Source organism: Nostoc sp. NMS8 (assembly GCF_017115045.1).
GTDB lineage: Bacteria > Cyanobacteriota > Cyanobacteriia > Cyanobacteriales > Nostocaceae > Nostoc.
Genome location: NZ_JABXKK010000027.1, coordinates 1 through 17,958, shown reverse-complemented (window position 1 = coordinate 17,958; position 17,958 = coordinate 1). Strand labels below are relative to the sequence as shown.

Here is a 17,958-nt window from a genome sequence, read left to right as displayed (position 1 = left end):
TTAAGAGATCCACCAAGAGCGGGCAGAAGGTATCGTTCATGAGCGAATTTGTCCTACAACAACAAAATGAAGCGGTAGTTGAGCAGCAAAAGCCCAAAGAAATGATTCGGCGCTTGGTGTGGAAAATGTGCATAGCCACCTTAATTTTGATGGCCATAGGCAGTGCCACCCGCGTCATGAATGCTGGACTTGCTTGCCCAGACTGGCCCTTATGCTATGGCGAACTCGTGCCAGCCAAGCAAATGAATCTCCAAGTGTTTTTGGAGTGGTTTCACAGATTGGATGCAGCTTTAATTGGTGTAAGCGCGATCGCACTTTTCGGTTTGTCCTGGTGGCGTCGTCGTTTCTTACCCTCTTGGCTGCCTTGGGCATCCACATTTGCCCTATTTCTAATCGTCTTTCAAGGTATTTTAGGGGGACTCACCGTTACCGAATTGTTGCGGTTTGATATCGTTACCGCTCATTTAGGAACGGCGCTATTGTTTTTTACCACCCTGCTGATTATTGGCACAGCACTCACACCCTATCAGGGAAATGGAACCGTTGGTAAGTTGCCTTGGGTTGGTTTAACTGCCGCTATTCTGGTTTACCTGCAAAGTATTCTAGGTGCTTTGGTAGGCTCTCGCTGGGCGCTACACCAATGCCTCGGCGGTTCTCAACTTTGTACTGTAATGTACAGTCATATTGCTGGTTTGGTGCCGCCAACAGTGGCAACCTTGGCAATGGTATTTATCTGTTGGCGGACACCAGCACTACATCCAGCCTTGCGGCGACTGGCAAATATGGCTGGTGGGTTGTTGACCTTACAAATCTTGTTGGGATTCGCCACCTTCAAATTACACCTCCAAGTCGAGCCTCTCACCGTCTCTCACCAAGCTATAGGAGCTACTTTGCTAGGTACTTTGGTGGCTTTCACAGTTTTATCACTACGTGACTCAGTGAGTGCTGAGTCACGGGTGCTGAGTGCTAAGTAGGGAGTGGAGGAGATGAGGGAGCAGGAAAAGAACTCCTAACTTCTAACTCTTGTACAGACACGATTAATCACGTCTCTACTCTTAACTCAGCACTCAGTTTTCATTTGTCTGAAAGAGCCAGCTTGAGCGGGGCTGCATATACAGCGGATTTCAAGGAAAGTGAAGTATACAAGCTTGCGTCTCAAAGCCAGGTATAAAGCCTGTTTTACTTCTGAATTCTGACCAGAGGCGGAGCGTCTCCGGCTCCGCTCCTGAATTCTGAATTCTGCTGTAAGTTGTTGAAAAATAAGGAATCAGAGCCAAAATGATTGAGACTAATGTCTCTCGCCACCACGAAACATTTTTACAGGTAGTTCAAAGCTACTACCAGCTAACCAAGCCTCGGATTATTCCGTTGCTTTTGATTACCACGGCTGGAAGTATGTGGATTGCTGCTAAGGGAGAAGTAGACCCATTGCTGTTGCTAGTAACTCTCACTGGTGGCACTTTGGCTGCTGCAAGCGCCCAGACCATTAATTGTGTCTATGACCGGGATATTGATTATGACATGGAGCGGACGCGCCATCGTCCGATACCTTCGGGTAAGGTGCAGCCACGCGATGCTCTAATTTTTGCGATCGCACTGGCGACGATTTCTTTTACACTCCTAGCAGTATTTGCCAACCTGTTAGCCGCTCTATTAGCATTCTCTGGCATCGTCTTTTATATTTTGGTCTATACCCACTGGCTGAAACGTCACACCACCCAGAATATCGTTGTTGGTGGAGCGGCTGGGGCAATTCCGGCGTTAGTAGGTTGGGCTGCCGTCACGGGCACTTTAAGTTGGTCAGCGTGGTTAATTTTTGCCATCGTCTTTTTGTGGACACCACCCCATTTCTGGGCTTTAGCTCTGATGATTCGGGACGATTACGCAAAGGTGGGGATACCAATGCTACCTGTAATTGAAGGTGATACGGCAACAGTGAAGCAGATTTGGTACTATACGCTGGTGACAGTAATTGCAACCGTGTTATTGGTTTATCCTTTGGGCGCAAGTGGAATTCTTTATGCTGCGATCGCCGTCAGTCTGGGAGGATTATTTATCCACAAATCTTGGCGGCTGTTGCAAAATCCAGAGGATCGCACTGTCGCTAGAGAGTTGTTTCTCTTTTCCATCTCCTACATGATGCTGTTGTGTCTGGGGATGGTAGTTGATAGCCTTCCCGTTACCCATAATCTAATTAATGCAGCGATCAATCAGTTGCATTTTATAGCTTAGGGGATGGAAAATTTAGCGATCGCGTTTGGTAAAGGGGCGCGATCGCATTTTCAGAAATTAAAAACTATACATAATAATTAGACTTTTGCGGATTTGTGATGTCTACGATGGGCTACGCCTACGCAAGTACAATTTCACTTATAACCAAATTGATTAAAAAGCTGAATGAACTTGTAAAAATATAAATGTTGATAAATTACATTGGTACAGCAATGCACAAAGCAACCTACGAGTTGCTTGAGGATAGGACTTTCTATAGCGAAATTCCAGAGTGTCAAGGAGTGTGGGCAAACGCTGCAACACTAGAGGCTTGCCGTGAGGATTTGCAAGATGCTCTTGAAGGATGGATTATTTTAGGATTGCGTTTGGGTCATACTCTACCGATACTTGATAGTATTGACCTGAATTTCACTAAAGAGGTTGCCTAATGCCACCCTTTGGATCGATATTATTTAAGTAAGATTCTGCAAGCACGATTTTCTTCATTAGGAAAATGGCAGTGAACTGCATCACGAACCATTTCCTGTAGTGTTTCTATATCGTCAGCCTGAGTAAAAATTGACTCGGTTAAAGCTTTAGCTGTATAACCACTATCTGGATCATCTTCAACGAGAAATACAATTTCTGTCATAGCTAATTTTTCCTTAACTACTAAATTTTACAATTCACAAGCCTTGATGTGAGGGCAGAAAGTCTTTTTCTTCTTCCATCCAATCTCATACTCCATATCGCTCTGGGTAGTTCTCCTATCGGAGCAGTTAATGTAAATGAGAGAAATTCATAAGGCTTCCAATTATTTTTAATCCGCCAACCTAGACACTCTCCAAAATATTCCCAGGTTTCCAAATTTAAGTCAGGTTTTCCCCCAACGCTCTCCCATATTTGCTTTTGAATACTAAAACCAAAGCGCCCATTACTGTATTTTACCCACAAGCGATCAATAGTTAAGAGGTCTTGACAGGGAAACTTTTCGATATCTTCTACTCTGAGATAACCTTCTTTTTCTCGACTAGATATTTTAAGCATAAGCTTCCAAGTTTCTTGATCAGCTTGTTGCCATTTACCAGATGCTAGTAACTTTTGCAAAATTGTATAATCTATCCCCACTGATGAATTCAGATTCTCAGAATTAAGAGCTTGTATAACCTCATCAGCAGATTGATAGCGTTCCTTCACATAATCTTGAATTAACTTATCTAAAACTTTCCCAAAGTCAGGAGTAATACTTCTACCTTGTGGTAAATCTTTTCTCCATATCCAGCAACCTCTGAGCGCATCATAAAGTTCATCAGAACCATCTACTTTTGGTAAACATTGGGTTAATAGCCGAATACAAGTTACACCCAAACTATAAAGGTCACTTGCAGGTAAAACTTGACCACGCATTTGCTCTAATGGTGTATATCCAGGCGTTCCTACTGTTGTGCCAACACCTAAAAAAGTTTTTGTAATTTGTTTAGAAACACCAAAATCAATTAATATTAACTTGCCATCTAGACGACGCATGATATTTTCTGGCTTGATGTCTCGGTGAATTACACCACGTTCATGGATAAACTTCAAAATAGGTAATAAATCAGTTAAAAGCTGTTTGATCTTTTCTTCGCTAAAGGCTCCCTGCTGCTGCAATTCTTGTAATAAATTCTGCCCCTGAATCAACTCTTGTACCAAATAAAGCCGCTTATCCTGTTCAAAATAAGCAATCAGACGGGGAATTTGCGGGTGTTCTCCCAAATCATATAGACGCTTCGCTTCTTGCTTAAATAACTCTGTAGCTTTCTCAAGTGCAGCCGTTCCTTCAAATTGAGGGACAAATTGCTTAATTACGCAAGGTTCGTCTATCTTATCTGCATCCCTAGCTTCATAAGTTCTGCTAAATCCACCCTCACCCAAAAGTCGTATTACTCGGAAACGGTTTCTCAATAATAGTGTGAGTGTTTGTCCACACTTAATACAAAACTTATTGTCATCAGGGTTAAAAGGATTTGAACAACTGGAATTAGAACAGTAAAGCATATTTGGGAATAGGCAGTTGGTGTCTATTAAGTTTTCCCATTTTCTGCTGACTGGGTTTCACGAGACTTAATATTTTTGAGCAGATTTACTTCTAGTGACGGCTACAGCCTCAACTTACTTTTGCTAACTTAGTGATATAGAGTTTATCGCTCCCCAGCAAGCGCCTGGAAGCAAAAGGATTAATATGGCTCATTTAAATCAGCGTCGTCCCCAAAATGTCAACGGCGATTTTTATGTAGATACTACCTGTATTGATTGTGATACCTGTCGCTGGATGGCTCCTGAAGTATTTTATGATGTAGACGCTCAATCGGCTGTTTATCATCAACCAACGAATGAAGCGGAAAGATTAGCAGCACTTGAAGCACTTTTAGCTTGTCCTACCAGTTCCATTGGCACAGTTGAGAAACCAAAAGATATTAAAGTTGCTCAAGAAAAGTTTCCAATATTAGTAGCAGAAAATGTTTACCACTGTGGCTATCATTCTGAAAAATCCTACGGTGCTGCTAGCTATTTAATTCAACTTCCAGAAGGTAATATTTTGGTGGATTCTCCCCGGTTTACACCGCCTTTAGTTAAGCGTTTAGAAGAACTGGGGCCAATTCGTTATATGTACCTAACTCATAAGGATGATGTGGCAGATCATCAAAAATTTGCCGAGCATTTTCAGTGCGATCGCATCCTCCACACTGATGATATTATTGCGGATACTCGCAATGTAGAAATACAGCTAACTGGTTCTGAACCATTTGCCTTAACTCCAGATTTATTAATTATCCCAGTTCCCGGTCACACCAAAGGACAAACAGTCCTACTCTACAAAAATAAGTTTCTGTTCACTGGCGATCATCTCGCTTGGTCAGAAAGCTTGCACCAATTGGCTGCATTCCGCGATTTCTGTTGGTATTCTTGGTCAGAACAGATTAAATCAATGCGTAACTTGGCTAGTTACTCTTTTGAATGGGTGCTACCAGGTCATGGACGAAGGTTTCATGCCGATCGAGAAACCATACGCCAGCAGATGCACAAGTGTATTGAGTTAATGGAATCTTTGGATTGACATTAAAAAATAACTGACTTTTCACGTCATCTAAAAAAACCTAACTGCCTTCACGATGCGAAAAGCGGGAAAATTCAAAGTCTCTCCTTTTAGGCTACGGTGTACACACAAGGATGTTTATAATGGATAGCTTTTCCAAGGGGGATAATTAGACTTGTGTGTACACGATAGCTGTAGTCCCCGGCATCGGGGAGACGGCGATAGCCAGAGGGTGAATCATATACAGCTTCACAAAGAAACGGTATAACGTGCGATCGGAGTTTATGTCGTCCCCAATTAAAACGATGCTTTTGGATAGCTTGAGAGTCAAGGTTTGTCATATTAAAGATATGATGTGATTCTCCCCTAATCCCTTTTCAGAAAAGTAAACTAGCAGAATTAACATCTAAAAATAACGTTGCTTGGGATTGTTGACGGAGAATAGAAGCCGGACAATCTGTACTTATAGCTCCTTGCAACATCTCTTTTACCACATTCGCTTTACGTTTTTCTGGAGCAAGACAGATAATTTTTGTAGCTGAACAAATCGTCGGGATGGTGACAGTAAAAGCATATTGTGGAACAGTTTCTAAATTCGGAAAGTGACCTGTGCTTACTTGTTGCTGACGGTTGACTTTATCTAGTTTCACCAGTTTCACACTGTAGGGATCTTGAAAATTTGCTACTGTTGGATCGTTAAAAGCCAAATGTCCATTTTCGCCAATACCAAGACAGCATAAGTCAATTGGTTGTGCTTGCAGTAGTTTAGTGTAGCGATCGCACTCTGCCACTGGTTGCAATGTATCACCTTCTAGATAGTGAAATTCCTTAGGAGCAACCCGCTTTTCTACACGTTCTCGCATATAACGCCGAAAACTGGCAGAATGGTCAGCAGTAATTCCCAAATATTCATCTAGATGGAACATAATAATCCGTGACCAATCCACACCACCCAACGCAATCAACGCATCGAGAAATTTGAGTTGGGAATTACCTGTTGCTAACAATACAGCAGCAGTATCTTGTTGCTTGAGAACTTGCTGTAAATGCTTTTGGGCGATTTCGGCAACATCTTTGGCCATTTCGACTTCAGTGTTGTAAATCTGCACCAGTAAATCATCAACACGAAAAAAGTTTGTCGCGGCTAGCATTTGCTTACACATAAGGTGATCAATTATACGGCAGTTTGTTGAGATGCTCTACCTGTCTGTCCTTATATGCCTTATTCAATATAGATTTTCGGATTTAGCAGATTAATTCGCAACTTTTTCCTTACAGGAAAAAAGACAAAAAACCATGTAAACTATTTAAATTAAGTTAACAATTATTTACATTTTACCAAAAAATCATGCTGGCTGCAATTCTCTTTGACCTAGACGGCACTATTGTCAATACTGACCCTATACACTACCGAGCTTGGCAGGAAATGCTGTTAAATTACAGTATAGAAATTGACGAAACATTTTATAAATCCCGAATTAGTGGTGGGCTAAATCCAGAAATTGTTAAGGATATTCTGCCACAATTATCAGCAGCAGAAGGGCAAAAATTTGCAGATGAAAAAGAGGCGCTTTTCCGCAAACTCGCATCGCATCTGAAACCGCTGAGTGGATTTTCTGAATTACTAGCATGGACAGATACACATCAGTTAAAACGAGCATTAGTAACTAATGCCCCTAGATTAAATGCAGAATTTATGCTAGAAGTTTTGGGAATCAAAGAAGCGTTTCATACAATTGTTTTGGCGGATGATTGTATTGCAGGTAAACCCGATCCTGCACCCTACCAAGTTGCTTTAAATAAGTTGGATATTCAAGCAGGAGAAGCGATCGCTTTAGAAGACTCTCCCTCTGGTATTCGTTCAGCAGTGAGCGCAGATATCCGTACCATTGGCATTGCTTCCACCCACGAGCCGCAAGTTTTGCAGTCATTCGGCGCATTTATGGCAATTTCAGATTTTACTGATTTAGAGTTGTGGACATTGCTGAACTCACTCATTGAGACAGATTCAAGTGCGATCGCTTCTAATTTTTAAGGGCAATAGGGAAGAGGCGGCAGGGGGCAGGAATTCTTTAATTTTGAATTTTGAATTGATTTCTCTCCATGCCCTTAAACTCCACTTTTTAGTCGAGCTATATCACGTAATGGTGGTGCGCCGAACAGTCGGCTGTATTCACGGCTAAATTGTGAGGGGCTTTCATAACCTACGGAATAACTCGCTGTCGCCGCATCCATGCCCTGTCCTAGCATCAAGTTACGGGCTTGTTGTAGCCTAAGTTGTTTTTGATATTGCAAAGGACTCATCGTGGTGACAGATTTGAAGTGATGATGAAGGGACGAAGTACTCATACGCGCTTCACGAGCGATCGTATCGATCTGAAATGGCTTTTCATAGTTCCATTTGAGCCAGTTGATCGCTCTGGCGATCGCTTGGAGTTGTTTATCAACTAAAGCAATCTGTCGCAATCTAGCACTGTGTTCGCCTGATAACAAACGGTAGAGAATTTCTCGGACAACCAAAGGTGCAAGGATGGCAATATCTTGGGGCGTTTCCAACAACCTTATAAGTCGTATAGCTGCATCCAGCAGTTGCGGGCTAGCAGGATTAACAGACAAGCCCGGTTTTAATGGTTGGTTAGCGGGAGCGTCTAGTTTTGCCTCCATCATCAGTGTACTGAGTTCTCCTGGATCTAAATCGAGCCGAAGGCACAGATACGGAACGGTTGGCGTCGCTTCAATCACTTGGCCGATGACAGGCAAATCGATAGACACTACCAGATATTCATCTTTCCCATAAACATAAAGATTGTCTGCCAACATCACCTGCTTTTTGCCCTGAGCAACGATGCACAAGGAAGGCTCATGCAGACCATGAAGGGGCGCGCTTGGTTGTGAGGAGCGGAACAAGAACAATCGCTCGATCGCCGTGGACTGCATACCATCTGTGCTGCTGTTCTGTGCAATCAAAGTGGCTAGCTCCGACTGCTGCTTTCTAAGAGTTTGTTCCATAATATCGTTTGAAATCCTTTATAAAACTAGCACTTAGCGCAGCTCCAATATATTCAGCCGTTGAGGTCAGCCTATCTTTATCATCATAAACAATAAATAAAAATGCAGGATTAGGCAAGAATTCCGCAGGTTCAGATTACCGCAGTAGGCTATGACTCTCTTAGATTAATAACAACAACTTGGAAATACCGTTTTATGACTGCCAACGAAAACAACGCCAAACAACAGAAAGTTGTACTGATTACAGGTGCAAGCAGCGGCATCGGTGAGGCTACAGCACGTCTACTTGCTCGTAAGGGCATCCATGTCATATTAGGCGCTCGGCGCACCGAGCGCCTAGAAACGCTTGTGGCTGCGATCCGTTCTGAGGGAGGCTCGGCGGAGTATCAGACGCTTGATGTCACCGCTCGTGTCGGCTTCCAAGCTTTTGTAGAATTTGCTCAGAGCAAATTTGGCCGCGTTGATGTCATTATCAATAATGCTGGTGTTATGCCGCTCTCAAAGTTAGAAGCTCTGAAGGTCGATGAATGGGACTGGATGATTGACGTGAACATCCGTGGCGTACTCAATGGCATCGCCGCCGGACTCCCTTTGATGAAGCGCCAAGGATTCGGCCAGTTCATCAATCTGTCATCCATCGGCGGACATGCTGTGTGGCCAACCTCCGCCGTTTACTCAGCTACCAAATTCGCCGTGCTGGCAATTTCGGAGGGGCTGCGTCAGGAAAATACCGACATTCGCGTTACAGTTATTTCCCCAGGCGTAACAGAGTCCGAACTCGCAGATAGTATCACTGATGCCGAAGCCGGCAAAGGGATGGAGGAATTCCGTAAGATTGCGCTTCCGGCTGAAGCGATCGCCAGAGCGATCGCCTTTGCAATCGAGCAACCGGATGACGTTGATGTGAACGAGATAATTGTCCGCCCCACTGCCAGCCCATATTAAATCGATTATCACTGACACAGAAAATTTCAAACCCAGCAAATACTAGAAGCAAAACAACTGAAAATTTAAATATGACTACACAAAATCAAATTCAACCTCGCCAACTTGGTTCTACAGGACTAAGTGTTTTTCCCATAGCTCTTGGATGTATGGGTATGTCCGGTATATATGGTGCAGCAGACGAGAACGAAAGCATTGCAACTATCCAAGCAGCACTCGACGACGGGATTACATTGTTGGATACTGGCGATTTCTATGCCAGTGGGCACAATGAAATGTTAATTGGTCGAGCAATCAAGGATCGTCGAGATCAAGCACTGGTTTCTGTGAAATTCGGCGCTTTACGCACTCCCGATGGCGGATGGATTGGTATAGATACCCGTCCCGCTTCGGTGAAAAACTTTGTAGCTTATAGTCTTAACCGATTGGGAGTAGACCACATTGACATCTACCGCCCGGCTCGATTAGACCCACAAGTTCCCATTGAAGACACCATTGGTGCGATCGCCGAGCTAGTTAAAGCTGGTTATATCCGATACATTGGGTTATCGGAGGTGGGAGCGAACACTATTCGCCGTGCCCACGCCATCCACCCCATCACCGACTTGCAAATCGAATACTCCCTGATTGACCGTAATCCTGAGAGCGAGATTTTTCCTGTACTGGAAGAACTTGGCATTGGCGTAACTGCCTATGGCGTGCTTTCGCGAGGACTGCTGAGTGGTTCCACTCCAGCCACCCAAGGAGACTTCCGTGCCTACTTGCCACGCTTTAGCAAAGAAAACCTTGCCCAGAACCAACGCCTAATCGAAGAATTAAAGCAAATTGCTGCTGAGAAAGGAATTCTCCCTTCACAGTTGGCTATTGCCTGGGTACTTGCAAAAGGCAAAAATATTGTGCCAGTCATCGGCGCACGCAAGCGCACCCAACTTGCCGAATCGTTGGCGGCTCTAGATGTGAACCTATCCCCAGAAGACTTAACCCGCATCGAAGCAGCAATTTCCGCATCAGCGATCGCAGGCACTCGTTATGATGAACATCAAATGAAGATGCTAGACAGCGAACGCTAATGCTATTAACAGTGCAAACAAAGACTTGAGGGTTTGTAGTAAGGGACTCGCACCAAAATAAAGTACCAGTTGAAAACCCTGAATCCATCATAAAACGGTAAAATCTGATTGGTATATCGGTACATTATTTAATTGCAAGTCCCTTATTGTAAAGACGGCGATTCATCGCGTCTCTTGCCTTAACCGAACAGTTCGTTAAGTAAATCGGCACAATAAAAGCAAACTGTGTGAAAAAAAGTAAATAAGGCTAAAATCCTTTCTCTCCCTGCCCCCTGCCAACGATAATTATTTACACCAACCTATTTATTCTTGTTCTGTGGTTAAAAGGCAACAGCTTGGGCTGTACCAGTCAAATGAATTATGGTATAGGTTTGTGTTTGCCCCTGGTTAAATTTAGAGATCGCAGAAAAGCGGTTCGTTGTTGTGATTCCCTTAGTTTCAACTGTGGCTGATTGGCTGTTTCCAAGGTTTACACGGGGTACAATCAAAGTAAACAAAGTATTGCCAGTATCTACTGTAGGACGGATAGTTACGGTTACTAGTGTACCAATTTCTGTTTCTACAGTACGGATCTGCTCATTACCTGTAAAGTTTAATGTCTGTTGCTTATCTTTATAGGTAAAAAGGGGCTTGCCAGTAAAGCTTGTGGTTGAGTAAGTAATATTGACATTCTTCCCTTGGAACTGGTACAAGTTTGGTACTGCTTCTGAGGCTCTAGCTGATAATACAGGTATTGCCGTTAACAGCATACCTAATGTAAACGATCCAATTAAGTTTCTTGTTTGCATATTTCAAAAAGTTATTGCTAGTTTGACAGAGATACCTGCCCTAATGGCGTGACAACAGGTATCAAACTAATGTTAAAAGGGAATATTCAGAAAATCGTGTCAAATGGAAGACATTGTAAAGGTTGTTAATATATTTGCAATAATTTCTGATATTTCGTAAAAATTTTATCTGCCAATCTCATTTTTCTCAGTATATTTGACGATGTAAATCTAGCTACCATCTCAATTAACTAGACAATTTGCTCAAGCAACTTGTTCAAGGTAGGCAAACTTCCGCCACAGTGTACGAGTAACTTGAGTTAGATTTAGATGTTGAAATACCCTTTAGGGTTTTATTTAAAAATTGGAAATTTTGCATTGCTTATGAAACGGCGCTCATACATGCTTATAGGATTTTTTCTCAGCCTTCTCTTAACTATCGTGCCTTTTTCAGGCAATTTTACCAATGCTGCAATACCAACAGCAGTTACACCTGTATCTGCTCTCTCATTCACCCAAGGGGTACAAAAAACCTTATTGGACAATGGCTTAACAGTATTAACAAAGGAAGTTCATACTGCTCCAGTGGTAAGTGTGCAAGTTTGGTATAAAGTTGGTTCACGCAACGAGGTTAAGGGAGAGAATGGCATTTCTCACCAGCTAGAACATTTGATGTTCAAAGGTACAACTGACCGTCCAGTACAGTTTGGACGGTTGTTTAGTGCTTTGGGTAGCCAGTTCAATGCTTTTACTAGTTATGACGAAACAGTTTACTTTGGCACAGTGCAGCGAGACAAATTGGAAGCACTGCTGACATTGGAAGCCGATCGCATGAAAAATTCCTTAGTTGGCACTGAACAACTCACAAGTGAAAAGCGAGTGGTGATTTCCGAGTTACAGGGATACGAAAATTCACCAGGCTATCGTCTAGATCGGGCAGTGATGCGAGCTGCTTTCCCTAATCGAGCCTACGGCTTATCGGTGGGAGGCACAAAAGCTGATGTCGAGAAATTCACGGTGGAACAGGTGCGGAATTATTACCAAACCTACTACAGCCCAGAAAATGCCACCTTAGTGATTACTGGAGATTTTGCCACAGAACCCGCACTTAAAGTTGTGAAAGAAACTTTTGGGAAGTTATCGCAACGAGCAAAAAAAGACACGGTACTCGATAATGCCTCGGCATCTTCTGCCCTCGCCAATGCTTCTCCATCCACCTCTGTTGCGAAAAAAGCACCGATTGTCCTCAAGCAACCTGGAAGTGCTGCACTATTGCAAGCGATCTATCCTCTGCCAGATATCAAACATCCTGATGTGCCAGCAATTGATGTGATGGATGCTATTCTCACAGGTGGGCGTAGTTCTCGGCTTTATCAGGCTTTGGTGGAATCTGGACTTGCCAGTTCAGTGAGTGGTGGTGCTGCCGAACTCATCGAACCAGGTTGGTATCAAATTGATGCAACAGCGGCTCCAGGTCAAGAGTTGGGGAAAATTGCCCAGGTACTCCAGGAATCTTTAGCAAAATTGCAACAACAGCCTGTCACCTCAGAAGAGTTGAACCGAGCAAAGACGCAGCTGCAAGCCTCGTATATTCTGGGGAACCAAGATATTACTAGTCAAGCTAATCAACTGGGGTATAACCAAACGATCGCAGGGGATTATCGTTTTATTGAAAAATATCTGGCTGCGATCGCAAAAGTTACTCCGGCTCAAGTGCAGCAAGCTGCAAAAACTTACCTCAATCCGGCTCAACAAACTATCGGCTTCTTTGAGCCGACTCAACCAGATGGTAAACCAGGAAGTTCCAGCGCTGGTTCTAGTCGCACGGTGGAAAATTTCAGCCCTGGTAAGCCTGTAGATCCGGCAGAACTGGCAAAATATCTGCCACCTGCGACATCAAAAACAGATTCAGCTAAACAATCGCTACCAGAAGAGTTTACTTTAAATAATGGTTTGAAGGTTTTGCTCTTGCGCGATCGCAACCTTCCTGTCATTAATCTGAGTGGACAAATTAACGCTGGTACTGAATTTGACGGCAATCAAAAAGCTGGATTAGCGAATCTAACTGCAAGCAACTTATTGAATGGGACGCAGACTAAAAATGCTCTGACTCTAGCAAAAACTTTAGAAGACCTGGGAGCCGGTTTGAGCTTCAGTGCTAGCCGTGAGGGAACTAGCGTTAGTGGTGAGGGACTTTCAGCAAATCTGCCAATATTGATTCAAACTTTGGCAGATGTGTTAGAAAACGCCACTTTCCCCGCCGATCAGTTAGAACTGAGTCGCCAAAGAGCGTTGACAAGTCTAAAAGTCCAGCTAGATGACCCTAGAGGGTTGGGAAGACAAGTATTCCAGCAGGCAATTTACCCTGCAAACCATCCGTTCCACAGCTTTCCGACAGCCGAGAGTTTAAAGAGCATTACTCGTGATGATTTGCTTGGTTTCTACCAGACACACTATCGACCAGATACCACGACGATCGCAATAGTTGGAGACTTTGAGCCAGCTAAGGTAAAAGCTTTGCTAAATCAAGTGTTTGACAAATGGCAAGCCACAGGTAAGCCACCTGTTCTCAAAATACAGTCTGTACCATTACCGCAAACTTTGACACGTCTAAACAAAGTAATTCCTGGCAAATCTGAGGCTGTTACTTACATTGGCTACAGCGGCATCTCTCGGAAAGATCCACGTTATTATGCGGCGCTGGTGCTAAATCAAATTTTGGGTGGTGATACCTTAGCTAGCCGCCTGGGTACGGAAGTGCGCGATCGCCAAGGTTTAACTTACGGTATCTACAGTGGTTTTGCCGCCGGCATCAATCCCGGCCCATTCTTGATTCAAATGCAGACTGCTCCTGGAGATGCCCAAAAAGCGATCGCCAGTACTCTCGCCTTACTCAAGCAATTGCGCGAACAGGGAGTGACTGAGGCTGAATTTAACACAGCAAAACGCTCAATTACTAATAGCTACCCTGTGGATTTAGCTAATCCCAGTGATGTATCCAGCATCATTTTAGATAATGCTGTCTTGGGGCTTTCACGATCGGAAATCCGAGAGTTTCCCGATCGGATTCAAGCAGTGACTATGGCTGACATCCAAAAGGCAATTGAAGATTTAATTAAGCCAGAAAATCTAGTGATTGTCACCACTGGCCCTGGAGATGCTGTAACCAAGGGCGGCTAATTGATCTCAGATAGATCGCAATGCGATTTAATTTGTAAAAATTGCAATAATTAAGATCCCCGACTTCTCAAAGAAGTCGGGGATCTCATTGTTCACGAATGATTTAGAATTGCAAGTTTAAATTGAATAAGACACTGGAAATGATTTTGCATCCTTTGGCTTCACATATACTCGCTGTTTCGCTTCCAACTCTAAGTCATTAAAGCGATCGCGTGTTAAATGCGCCATCACTACTTGCCCGTCATCGAAAGTTAATTCCACCTGAATTTCCCAACCTAAATGTACCAATCGGCTCACTGTGGCAGGTGTAGTAGCACCGTTAGCAACCTTTTCAAAAATCACATCTTGTGGACGTAAAAATACTTGTGGGTGTGGCGCATCAAAGCCGCTACTTTTAAAAATCTTCGAGGTACTAGGTAATATGTTTACTGGGCCGATGAAGCTCATTACAAATGCAGTGGCGGGATCATCGTAAATTTCAGATGGTGTCCCCACCTGTTCCACACGCCCTTTATTCATCACCACAACCTCATCAGAGACTTCCATTGCTTCCTCTTGGTCGTGGGTGACGAAAACTGTGGTAACATGAACCTCATCATGGAGGCGACGTAACCATGCCCGTAAATCTTTACGGACTTTCGCATCAAGTGCGCCAAAGGGTTCATCTAGCAATAAGACTTCCGGTTCTACTGCCAGTGCCCTAGCTAATGCTACCCGTTGTCTTTGACCACCAGAAAGTTGTGATGGATAGCGATCGCCTAATCCAGTCAATTGCACCAATTCGAGTAACTGTTCTACCCGCCCTTTAATCTTCTTTGGCTGTGCCTTCCGAATTTCTAAGCCAAAGGCAATATTTTGCCTAACAGTCAGATGCTTGAATAGAGCATAGTGCTGAAACACAAACCCAATATTTCGCTCTTGCACGCTTTGGTATGTAGCATCTTTACCGGTCAGCAGGATTTTGCCGCTATCTGGCATTTCTAAGCCTGAAATCAATCGTAATAGCGTAGATTTACCTGATCCCGATGGCCCGAGTAACGCAACTAGCGAACCACTCTTAATTTCCAGGCTGACCTCATCAACTGCCTTGAAACTCCCGAATTGTTTGGAGACGTTCTCAACTACTATGCCCACTGCCGCTGTACCTCTGCAACTAAATCTACAGCTCCTTGGTAGGATTACTGTGTCTTACATATACCATACATAATTATTTATAGATGAACAAGATTTAGCTACCGCAACTGCTGCGATCGCACTAGCTACAATAGACATCTCCGAAAAAGAATCTAGAGACGGCGATTTATCGCGTCTCTTGCCTTAACCGAACCGTATTGCCCAATGCCCAATCCCCAAATTACCTAGTTCGCAACAACTGCACAAAGGTATTACTTACCGTATTGTCTTTGGTGTCGGCGGCGTATTGAATCAAATCTTCTCGCAGTTCTTTGGCTGCATCTAAAGGAAGTAAGGTTGCTAGCAAGAAGTAAACGCCACGAAAACGCGGATCGCCCATTCTATCAACTAATAGTCCTTCGGCGGCATCAGTTTCGCCGAGAAAGTTTTGCACCAAGAAGAAATCCATGATTTTATCGTGGCGGAAGTACCATTCTTTCTTGGCTTCGCCTTTTTCATCTTGCCACTGACGGCTGACTACCATTTTGTATTTCTCGTCTTCTAAAGACATGGCAACTTGGTGAAATTCATCGCCGGGTAAGGCTTGTTTGTCTTCGAGTCGCATTTGGTAGACGGCGGCGGAAAATCTTTTAAGCGGAAATTCTTGTTTCCATTCTTGCTGATATTCTGCCGCCATCAGGTTGTATTGCTGTTCTTGCAGGCGAAACAAGTTTGGCTGTTTACCTTGTGATAGCATGAGCGCTACTACTGTTAGATCCATTGGATTGGAAAGAATCCGGCGGACAGCATCTAACTCTTCTTTGGCTTGTTGCTCTTTGAGGACTTCTGTTAAATAATTGGTGCAAGCTTGGGCGTAATCAGCACCTTGAATTTTGGCATCTTTGGGGAGTCGCGGCTGACGGGATATCAAAAACTCTTGAATTTGTTGTTGTTCAAGGGGCTGCAAGTAGTAGGTTTTGGCTGTTGAGGGTGGTGTCCACTCTAGGGGCTGGGTAGTCATGATAATGTTGCCCCGGAAATAGCTTTCGACAAACTGGCAGATTTTGGCGCGGGTTTCGGCGGTGACTTCGTTGAGTCCGTCGATGCAGATATCTATCGCGCCACTGTAAATCAGGTTTTTTAGGAAGCCGGCATCTTGGGCTTGCCCGTGTAGCTTGTCTTGAATTGCCTCAATTACGCCTTTATGACATTTCTGGGCGGGGAGATAAACGACTATGCGCTGGGAGTTTTTCAACAGATGGCGGAGAAACATCGACTTACCTAAGCCAGAATCTCCTTCTAAGATAATTTGTCCTTGAATACTGGGTAATGCTGGGGTAATTGGCAGGATGTCTCCTGAAGTGGGAACTTTGACTTTAGATTCTGGGAAGTATGATTGCTCATAAAAATTATCTAACCCGGCATCGGCTAATAGGGAAGGTTTGAATGGTTCAAATAATTTGCGGCGGAAGGGTGGAACCCAGGTGAGGAGAAAGCCGACATAGCCCACGCCTAAGATTCGGCGTACCCAAGGGTTCCAGAAGAAGATGGCTTGAACTTGGGGAAATTTCGGGTAGGCAAAGATCAGGGCAAGCCAAAAGGCAGCATGAATCAAAATAGTAGTTCTGGCGTTAAAAAACCACTGCCAACCCTTGAGGTTAACTATGACTGATTGCAGTGAATCAGCTTCGTTGAATCCTTTGAGGTTGTTGTAGTGCTTTTCTAGAATGACAATATCTCCTGGATGCCAAGAAACTTTTCTGGCGACTACAGCGATTTCCTTGGCTAAGTCTTCGTGTAATCGTGCTAAATCTCGGCTGGGTTCCCAGGCTTTAAGGAAGAGTTCTAGTGTTTTTACACCTTCATCGTGTGTCAGTTTATCAGGAATTGCTTGAGGTCTGCCTAGCCATCTCAGTAGGGTTTTGACTTCCTCACTACTGCCACCTAAGAAATAAGTCCAAAATCGCCAAAATTCAAAGTTATTATTCTCAGTGCTAAAACTAAAGAATTGTTGATTTGGTTCGTAGGCATAATTCAAAATTACGACAACCTCTTCTAACTTCAGTTGTCTAATTTTCCCTAATGCCACTGCCGCACCGCCACGAACATAGTTGTCAACCTTTTCATCCTTGAGGAATTTGAGGATGTCAGGGATGTATTGAGCCGCCGCCTGCCCGAAGTTGCCCAATGTATCTACTGCACTGCTACGAACATTTGAGTCAACCTTTTCATCCTTGAGGAATTTGAGGATGTCAGGGATGTATTGAGCCGCCGCCTGCCCGAAGTTGCCCAATGCCACTGCCGCACTGCCACGAACATTTGAGTCAACCTTTTCATCCTTGAGGATTTTGGCGATGTCAGGGATGTATTGAGCCGCCGCCTGCCCGAAGTTGCCCAATGCCACTGCCGCTCTGCCACGAACATAGTTGTCAACCTTTTCATCCTTGAGGATTTTGGCGATGTCAGGGATGTATTGAGCCGCCGCCTGCCCCAAGTTGCTCAATACCACTGCCGCACTGCCACGAACTCTGAAGTCAACCTTTTCATCCTTGAGGATTTTGGCGATGTCAGGGATGTATTGAGCCGC

16 protein-coding genes are annotated in these 17,958 nt (G+C 43.9%); 8 read left to right on the top strand and 8 right to left on the bottom strand.

Going from position 1 to position 17,958, the window contains the following annotated elements:
- The first annotated feature begins 38 nt into the window (after positions 1–38).
- The 3 genes from HWQ39_RS03060 (at position 39) to HWQ39_RS03050 (ending at position 2,660) form a co-directional block, all read left to right on the top strand.
- Positions 39–974: a heme A synthase gene (locus tag HWQ39_RS03060; protein ID WP_292841397.1), complete on the top strand. Its 936-nt coding sequence runs from the start codon at positions 39–41 to the stop codon at positions 972–974.
- A gap of 304 nt (positions 975–1,278) precedes the next feature.
- Entirely contained in the window at positions 1,279–2,232 is a 954-nt protein-coding gene (locus tag HWQ39_RS03055) for a heme o synthase (protein WP_292841394.1), read from the top strand.
- A gap of 185 nt (positions 2,233–2,417) precedes the next feature.
- A complete protein-coding gene (locus tag HWQ39_RS03050; RefSeq protein ID WP_292841391.1) occupies positions 2,418–2,660 on the top strand; it encodes a type II toxin-antitoxin system HicB family antitoxin in 243 nt (80 codons plus the stop codon).
- A gap of 20 nt (positions 2,661–2,680) precedes the next feature.
- On the opposite strand, the gene HWQ39_RS03045 is transcribed toward HWQ39_RS03050, so the two are convergent.
- Together HWQ39_RS03045 and HWQ39_RS03040 are read right to left on the bottom strand one after the other, a co-directional pair.
- Positions 2,681–2,863 (bottom strand): 2-oxoisovalerate dehydrogenase E1 subunit beta, encoded by a 183-nt coding sequence (locus HWQ39_RS03045; protein WP_292841387.1) that lies wholly within the window; start codon positions 2,861–2,863, stop codon positions 2,681–2,683.
- Between the two features lie 20 nt (positions 2,864–2,883).
- Entirely contained in the window at positions 2,884–4,248 is a 1,365-nt protein-coding gene (locus tag HWQ39_RS03040) for a serine/threonine-protein kinase (protein ID WP_366932216.1), read from the bottom strand.
- A gap of 184 nt (positions 4,249–4,432) precedes the next feature.
- On the opposite strand from HWQ39_RS03040, the gene HWQ39_RS03035 reads away from it, so the two are divergent.
- Positions 4,433–5,308 (top strand): MBL fold metallo-hydrolase, encoded by an 876-nt coding sequence (locus HWQ39_RS03035; RefSeq protein WP_292841381.1) that lies wholly within the window; start codon positions 4,433–4,435, stop codon positions 5,306–5,308.
- An 89-nt stretch (positions 5,309–5,397) separates the two neighbouring features.
- Here the strand turns inward: HWQ39_RS03035 and HWQ39_RS03030 are convergent, their stop codons facing one another.
- A complete protein-coding gene (locus tag HWQ39_RS03030) occupies positions 5,398–5,628 on the bottom strand; it encodes a hypothetical protein (RefSeq protein ID WP_292841378.1) in 231 nt (76 codons plus the stop codon).
- 36 nt (positions 5,629–5,664) lie between these two features.
- Positions 5,665–6,438, bottom strand: coding sequence for a glucosamine-6-phosphate deaminase (locus HWQ39_RS03025; RefSeq protein ID WP_292841375.1), 774 nt, complete (start codon positions 6,436–6,438; stop codon positions 5,665–5,667).
- Between the two features lie 197 nt (positions 6,439–6,635).
- Between HWQ39_RS03025 and HWQ39_RS03020 the strand changes: the two genes are divergently transcribed.
- Positions 6,636–7,322 carry an HAD-IA family hydrolase gene (locus HWQ39_RS03020; RefSeq protein WP_292841372.1) on the top strand — a complete coding sequence of 229 codons (687 nt, stop codon included), beginning with the start codon at positions 6,636–6,638 and terminating at the stop codon, positions 7,320–7,322.
- Positions 7,323–7,396: 74 nt separating this feature from the next.
- Here HWQ39_RS03020 and HWQ39_RS03015 read toward each other — a convergent pair whose 3' ends face one another.
- Complete coding sequence (locus tag HWQ39_RS03015) at positions 7,397–8,296, bottom strand: AraC family transcriptional regulator (RefSeq protein WP_292841369.1); 900 nt, start codon at positions 8,294–8,296, stop codon at positions 7,397–7,399.
- A 195-nt stretch (positions 8,297–8,491) separates the two neighbouring features.
- Here HWQ39_RS03015 and HWQ39_RS03010 point away from each other — a divergent pair, with 195 nt between their 5' ends.
- Together HWQ39_RS03010 and HWQ39_RS03005 are read left to right on the top strand one after the other, a co-directional pair.
- The gene (locus HWQ39_RS03010) at positions 8,492–9,241 is read left to right on the top strand and encodes an SDR family oxidoreductase (protein ID WP_292841366.1); all 750 of its coding nucleotides are present in this window, start codon (positions 8,492–8,494) and stop codon (positions 9,239–9,241) included.
- A 71-nt stretch (positions 9,242–9,312) separates the two neighbouring features.
- A complete protein-coding gene (locus tag HWQ39_RS03005; RefSeq protein ID WP_292841363.1) occupies positions 9,313–10,311 on the top strand; it encodes an aldo/keto reductase in 999 nt (332 codons plus the stop codon).
- A gap of 320 nt (positions 10,312–10,631) precedes the next feature.
- Here HWQ39_RS03005 and HWQ39_RS03000 read toward each other — a convergent pair whose 3' ends face one another.
- Complete coding sequence (locus HWQ39_RS03000) at positions 10,632–11,099, bottom strand: hypothetical protein (protein ID WP_292841361.1); 468 nt, start codon at positions 11,097–11,099, stop codon at positions 10,632–10,634.
- Positions 11,100–11,480: 381 nt separating this feature from the next.
- Here HWQ39_RS03000 and HWQ39_RS02995 point away from each other — a divergent pair, with 381 nt between their 5' ends.
- Positions 11,481–14,258: a pitrilysin family protein gene (locus tag HWQ39_RS02995; protein WP_292841358.1), complete on the top strand. Its 2,778-nt coding sequence runs from the start codon at positions 11,481–11,483 to the stop codon at positions 14,256–14,258.
- Positions 14,259–14,375: 117 nt separating this feature from the next.
- Here the strand turns inward: HWQ39_RS02995 and HWQ39_RS02990 are convergent, their stop codons facing one another.
- Complete coding sequence (locus HWQ39_RS02990; protein ID WP_292841355.1) at positions 14,376–15,392, bottom strand: sulfate/molybdate ABC transporter ATP-binding protein; 1,017 nt, start codon at positions 15,390–15,392, stop codon at positions 14,376–14,378.
- Between the two features lie 220 nt (positions 15,393–15,612).
- The coding region (locus HWQ39_RS02985) for a HEAT repeat domain-containing protein (protein WP_292841352.1) at positions 15,613–17,958 on the bottom strand (2,346 nt) is incomplete at its 5' end.